This is a genomic window from Agromyces sp. Y575 (assembly GCF_059445445.1).
Map to the genome: position 1 here is coordinate 1 of NZ_JCAIUI010000007.1, position 5,648 is coordinate 5,648.

General features: G+C 55.6%; 3 rRNA genes. All 3 read left to right on the forward strand.

Annotated elements, in window-relative coordinates:
• The first annotated feature begins 182 nt into the window (after positions 1 to 182).
• The 3 genes from AC1C2U_RS19345 to rrf all read left to right on the forward strand — a co-directional run bounded on the left by AC1C2U_RS19345 (position 183) and on the right by rrf (position 5,647).
• Positions 183 to 1,710: ribosomal RNA gene (locus AC1C2U_RS19345) — 16S ribosomal RNA — on the forward strand.
• 483 nt (positions 1,711 to 2,193) lie between these two features.
• A 23S ribosomal RNA gene (locus AC1C2U_RS19350) occupies positions 2,194 to 5,298 on the forward strand.
• 232 nt (positions 5,299 to 5,530) lie between these two features.
• Positions 5,531 to 5,647: ribosomal RNA gene (gene rrf / locus AC1C2U_RS19355) — 5S ribosomal RNA — on the forward strand.
• Together the 16S, 23S and 5S rRNA genes form the textbook arrangement of a ribosomal RNA operon.
• The last annotated feature ends 1 nt before the right edge of the window (position 5,648 follow it).

The following is a 5,648-nucleotide window of genomic DNA, read 5'->3' on the forward strand; positions in this document are numbered from 1 at the left end:
CGGGTGCGTCCGTTCCTTGAGAACTCAACAGCGTGCACTATGTTCAATGCCAATTTTTGAACCCCATCCGGTTTTCGGATCGGTGGGATTCCTTTGATTGATGGACAATTTGATTCTAAGTAGTCAGTTGTTTCTCTGTCAGTGATTGATACTCTCAATGCCTTCGGGTGTTGGAACCAGTTTTTTTGGAGAGTTTGATCCTGGCTCAGGACGAACGCTGGCGGCGTGCTTAACACATGCAAGTCGAACGATGAACTCCAGCTTGCTGGGGGGATTAGTGGCGAACGGGTGAGTAACACGTGAGTAACCTGCCCTGGACTCTGGGATAACGCTGAGAAATCGGTGCTAATACCGGATAGGACCTGGAACCGCATGGTTTTGGGTGGAAAGTTTTTCGGTCTGGGATGGACTCGCGGCCTATCAGCTTGTTGGTGAGGTAATGGCTCACCAAGGCGTCGACGGGTAGCCGGCCTGAGAGGGTGACCGGCCACACTGGGACTGAGACACGGCCCAGACTCCTACGGGAGGCAGCAGTGGGGAATATTGCACAATGGGCGCAAGCCTGATGCAGCAACGCCGCGTGAGGGATGACGGCCTTCGGGTTGTAAACCTCTTTTAGTAAGGAAGAAGGGGAGCTTGCTCCTTGACGGTACTTGCAGAAAAAGGACCGGCTAACTACGTGCCAGCAGCCGCGGTAATACGTAGGGTCCGAGCGTTGTCCGGAATTATTGGGCGTAAAGAGCTCGTAGGCGGTTTGTCACGTCTGCTGTGAAATCCCGAGGCTCAACCTCGGGCCTGCAGTGGGTACGGGCAGACTGGAGTGCGGTAGGGGAGAATGGAATTCCTGGTGTAGCGGTGGAATGCGCAGATATCAGGAGGAACACCGATGGCGAAGGCAGTTCTCTGGGCCGTAACTGACGCTGAGGAGCGAAAGCATGGGGAGCGAACAGGATTAGATACCCTGGTAGTCCATGCCGTAAACGTTGGGCGCTAGATGTGGGGACCTTTCCACGGTTTCCGTGTCGTAGCTAACGCATTAAGCGCCCCGCCTGGGGAGTACGGCCGCAAGGCTAAAACTCAAAGGAATTGACGGGGGCCCGCACAAGCGGCGGAGCATGCGGATTAATTCGATGCAACGCGAAGAACCTTACCAAGGCTTGACATAACCGAGAACGCTGCAGAAATGTGGAACTCTTTGGACACTCGGTTACAGGTGGTGCATGGTTGTCGTCAGCTCGTGTCGTGAGATGTTGGGTTAAGTCCCGCAACGAGCGCAACCCTCGTCGTATGTTGCCAGCACGTAATGGTGGGAACTCATATGAGACTGCCGGGGTCAACTCGGAGGAAGGTGGGGATGACGTCAAATCATCATGCCCCTTATGTCTTGGGCTTCACGCATGCTACAATGGCCGGTACAAAGGGCTGCGATGTCGTAAGGCGGAGCGAATCCCAAAAAGCCGGTCTCAGTTCGGATTGAGGTCTGCAACTCGACCTCATGAAGTCGGAGTCGCTAGTAATCGCAGATCAGCAACGCTGCGGTGAATACGTTCCCGGGCCTTGTACACACCGCCCGTCAAGTCATGAAAGTCGGTAACACCCGAAGCCAGTGGCCTAACCGCAAGGAGGGAGCTGTCGAAGGTGGGATCGGTGATTAGGACTAAGTCGTAACAAGGTAGCCGTACCGGAAGGTGCGGCTGGATCACCTCCTTTCTAAGGAGCAACTCGGAAGTCTTCGGGCTTTCGCAGTGCAGACCAGATCGGGTCCTTTGTGGCTCGCTGGTTGCTCATGGGTGGAACATTGACATAGGTGCCGGTTGATTTCGGCTGGACTCAGTACGTTGCTCACTTGTGGGTGATTGGAAGGGTTTGGTTGGGGGAGGCTGGTACGTGCACGCTGTTGGGTCCTGAGGGACCGGACAACCCTTGGCGCTCTCTTCGGAGGGTGGTGGGGGGTGATGGTTTCTTGCAGGCCTTCACTGATGCCGATGGTTTTGATTCGGTAGGTGGTGGGGGTTCTGGCCGTCTGTTGAGAACTACATAGTGGACGCGAGCATCTTAGAAATAGCCCTTTGGGGCTGTTTCACAAAAGGTGAATCGCCAAGAGCATCCTTTCGGGGGTGTTGTTTGGTGTGTTCACTGGTCAATTTCGCAGCATCGCCTTTGGGTGGTGTTGCACGATTCGATCTCATGTGATTTCAAGTTTTTAAGAGCAAACGGTGGATGCCTTGGCATCTGGAGCCGAAGAAGGACGTCGTAATCTGCGATAAGCCTCGGGGAGCTGATAAACGAGCTTTGATCCGAGGATTTCCGAATGGGGAAACCCCGCCAGGCCCTTTGGGTGACCTGGTGACTCCCGCCTGAATATATAGGGCGGGTAGAGGGAACGTGGGGAAGTGAAACATCTCAGTACCCACAGGAAGAGAAAACAACAGTGATTCCGTTAGTAGTGGCGAGCGAACGCGGAAGAGGCTAAACCGAGCCATGTGTGATACCCGGCAGGGGTTGCATGGTCGGGGTTGTGGGACCTTTCGGACTGTACTGCCGTGCAGTCACGGTGACGCGTCAGGTATAGACGAACCGGATTGAAAGCCGGACCGGAGTGGGTGTGAGTCCCGTAGTCGAAATGCCTGGCGGCCCGGAGAGGTATCCCAAGTAGCACGGGGCCCGAGAAATCCCGTGTGAATCTGTCAGGACCACCTGATAAGCCTAAATACTCCCAGATGACCGATAGCGGACAAGTACCGTGAGGGAAAGGTGAAAAGTACCCCGGGAGGGGAGTGAAATAGTACCTGAAACCGTTTGCTTACAAACCGTTGGAGCCTCCTTGTTGGGGTGACAGCGTGCCTTTTGAAGAATGAGCCTGCGAGTTAGTGATTTGTGGCGAGGTTAACCCGTGAGGGGCAGCCGTAGCGAAAGCGAGTCTGAATAGGGCGATTCAGTCGCAGGTCCTAGACCCGAAGCGAAGTGATCTATCCATGGCCAGGTTGAAGCGACGGTAAGACGTCGTGGAGGACCGAACCCACTTCAGTTGAAAATGGAGGGGATGAGCTGTGGATAGGGGTGAAAGGCCAATCAAACTTCGTGATAGCTGGTTCTCTCCGAAATGCATTTAGGTGCAGCGTTGCGTGTTTCTTGCCGGAGGTAGAGCTACTGGATGGCCGATGGGCCCTAAAAGGTTACTGACGTCAGCCAAACTCCGAATGCCGGTAAGTGAGAGCGCAGCAGTGAGACGGTGGGGGATAAGCTTCATCGTCGAGAGGGAAACAACCCAGACCACCAACTAAGGTCCCTAAGCGCGTGCTAAGTGGGAAAGGATGTGGAGTTGCACAGACAACCAGGAGGTTGGCTTAGAAGCAGCCACCCTTGAAAGAGTGCGTAATAGCTCACTGGTCAAGTGATTCCGCGCCGACAATGTAACGGGGCTCAAGCACGCCACCGAAGTTGTGGCATTGACATTAATGGTAGGCCTTCGTGGTCCAGCCGTGTTGATGGGTAGGAGAGCGTCGTGTGGGCAGTGAAGCGGCGGTGTGAACCAGCCGTGGAGGCCACACGAGTGAGAATGCAGGCATGAGTAGCGAAAGACGGGTGAGAAACCCGTCCTCCGGAAGACCAAGGGTTCCAGGGTCAAGCTAATCTGCCCTGGGTAAGTCGGGACCTAAGGCGAGGCCGACAGGCGTAGTCGATGGACAACGGGTTGATATTCCCGTACCGGCGAAGAACCGCCAACACGAAATCAGGAGTGCTAAGCATCCCAAGACGCGTGGATCCCTTCGGGGACGATCGTGAGGCGGCATGCGACCCCATCTGGTGGAGTGAGCGTATTAACAGGTGTGACGCAGGAAGGTAGCCAATCCCGGGCGATGGTAGTCCCGGGGCAAGTGCGTAGGCCGAGCGATAGGCAAATCCGTCGCTCATCAAGGCTGAGACACGATGCGGATAAAAAGTTGGTGATCCTATGCTGCCGAGAAAAGCATCGACGCGAGGTTCTAGCCGCCCGTACCCCAAACCGACTCAGGTGGTCAGGTAGAGAATACCAAGGAGATCGAGAGAATCGTGGTTAAGGAACTCGGCAAAATGCCCCCGTAACTTCGGGAGAAGGGGGGCCTAAGGCGTGAACGGACTTGCTCCGGGAAGCGCTGCAGGGCCGCAGAGACCAGTGGGAAGCGACTGTTTACTAAAAACACAGGTCCGTGCTAAGTCGCAAGACGATGTATACGGACTGACGCCTGCCCGGTGCTGGAAGGTTAAGAGGACCGGTTAGCCGCAAGGCGAAGCTGAGAATTTAAGCCCCAGTAAACGGCGGTGGTAACTATAACCATCCTAAGGTAGCGAAATTCCTTGTCGGGTAAGTTCCGACCTGCACGAATGGCGTAACGACTTCCCAGCTGTCTCAACCGCGAACTCGGCGAAATTGCATTACGAGTAAAGATGCTCGTTACGCGCAGCAGGACGGAAAGACCCCGTGACCTTTACTACAGCTTGGTATTGGTGTTCGGTGTGGCTTGTGTAGGATAGGTGGGAGACTTTGAAGCTGGCACGCTAGTGTCGGTGGAGTCAATGTTGAAATACCACTCTGGTCACTCTGGATATCTAACTTCGAACCGTGATCCGGTTCAGGGACAGTGCCTGGTGGGTAGTTTAACTGGGGCGGTTGCCTCCCAAAAAGTAACGGAGGCGCCCAAAGGTTCCCTCAACCTGGTTGGCAATCAGGTGGCGAGTGTAAGTGCACAAGGGAGCTTGACTGTGAGACTGACAGGTCGAGCAGGGACGAAAGTCGGGACTAGTGATCCGGCAGTGGCTTGTGGAAGCGCTGTCGCTCAACGGATAAAAGGTACCTCGGGGATAACAGGCTGATCTTGCCCAAGAGTCCATATCGACGGCATGGTTTGGCACCTCGATGTCGGCTCGTCGCATCCTGGGGCTGGAGTAGGTCCCAAGGGTTGGGCTGTTCGCCCATTAAAGCGGTACGCGAGCTGGGTTTAGAACGTCGTGAGACAGTTCGGTCCCTATCCGCTGCGCGCGTAGGAAATTTGAGAGGATCTGACCCTAGTACGAGAGGACCGGGTTGGACGAACCTCTGGTGTGCCAGTTGTTCCGCCAGGAGCACCGCTGGTTAGCTACGTTCGGGATGGATAACCGCTGAAAGCATCTAAGCGGGAAGCCGGCCTCGAGATGAGATTTCCATCCCTTCGGGGGAGAGGCTCCCAGCCAGACGACTGGGTTGATAGGCCGGATGTGGAAGAGAGGACTAAAGACTCTCGGAGCTGACCGGTACTAATAAGCCGATAACTTGATAATCACTACACTCACACGTTTGAACACATTTCATGTAAAGGCCGTGTGTGTGGCCAAGATTGCCCGCGTCCACTCTGTGGTTCCCTTCAGACGGAAACCCAACACACAACTCAACAGTTGTACCCGCACCACCCGAGAACGCAACCCCACACGGGGCTGTCACCCGGGCACGGTGCGGTCACCGAGACCACACACCCACCCCACAACACGTGGCGGGCTGCGGTGTGGCAAGAGTTTCGGCGGCCATAGCGCGAGGGAAACGCCCGGACACATTCCGAACCCGGAAGCTAAGACTCGCAGCGCCGATGGTACTGCAGGGGGGACCCTGTGGGAGAGTAGGACACCGCCGGACA